The organism is Pseudomonas sp. HR1 (assembly GCF_030175875.1).
GTDB lineage: Bacteria > Pseudomonadota > Gammaproteobacteria > Pseudomonadales > Pseudomonadaceae > Chryseomonas > Chryseomonas oryzihabitans.
Genome location: NZ_JASNRF010000042.1, coordinates 1 through 881, shown reverse-complemented (window position 1 = coordinate 881; position 881 = coordinate 1). Strand labels below are relative to the sequence as shown.

General features: G+C 69.2%; 1 protein-coding gene and 1 pseudogene. Both read left to right on the top strand.

Annotation, left to right across the window (positions count from 1 at the left end; translation table 11 throughout):
* Nucleotides 1-117: pseudogene (locus QKY98_RS23475) on the top strand (STAS domain-containing protein); the annotation flags it as partial.
* Between the two features lie 12 nt (nucleotides 118-129).
* Nucleotides 130-881: universal stress protein (locus tag QKY98_RS23470; protein WP_284671685.1), on the top strand; the 752-nt coding region annotated here is incomplete at its 3' end.

Genomic DNA, 881 nt, shown 5'->3' with positions numbered 1-881 from the left:
CGCCGGGAAGGTGTGACCGTGCAGGTGCTCGACCTCGACCAGGCCAGCGCGACCCTGGTCGATCGCTTCGGCATCCACGACAAGCCAGGGGCCGGCAGCGAACTGCTGGGCCATTGAGGAGAGACACCCATGAGCAAGATCATCGCCTGTATCGACGGCTCGCCCCTGGCGGGCAGCGTCTGCGACCACAGCGCCTGGCTGGCCCACCGCCTGGCACTGCCGATCACCCTGCTGCACGTCCTGGAACGCAGCCTCTATCCGACCTCACCTGACACCAGCGGCGCCATCGGCCTCGGCTCGCGCGAGCACCTGCTCGAAGAGCTGGCCCGGCTGGACGAGCAGCGTGCCCGCCTGGCGCGGGCCGACGGCGAGGCGCTGCTGGCCGGGGCCCTGCAGCGTTTGCACGAGCGGGGTGTGGCGACGGCGCCGACGACGCTCCAGCGCCATGACTATCTGGCGGATACCCTACGCGAACTGGAGGCGGAGCTGGGCGTGCTGGTGATCGGCAAGCGCGGTGAGCACTCCGGCAGCCGTGGGATCGGCAGCCAGCTGGAAACGGTGGTGCGGATGCTGCACAAGCCCATCCTGGTCTGCGCTGCCGATTTCATCGAGCCCCGGCGCTTTCTGGTCGCCTACGATGGCAGCGAAACCACTCACCAGGGTCTGTTGCGCGTCGCCAAGAGTCTGCTGCTGTCGGGGCTCGAGGGCGAGATCCTGCAGGTCGGCGACACCACCCCGGCCCGGCTGGCCGGACTGGAAGCCGCTGCGGATCTCTTGAGGTCCTGTGGCAGCACGGTGACGACGCATCTCGTCGCCGGGCATCCGGAGGAGGCGATTCCCGACCGGGTGCATGCCACTCGGGCCGACCTGCTGGTGATGGG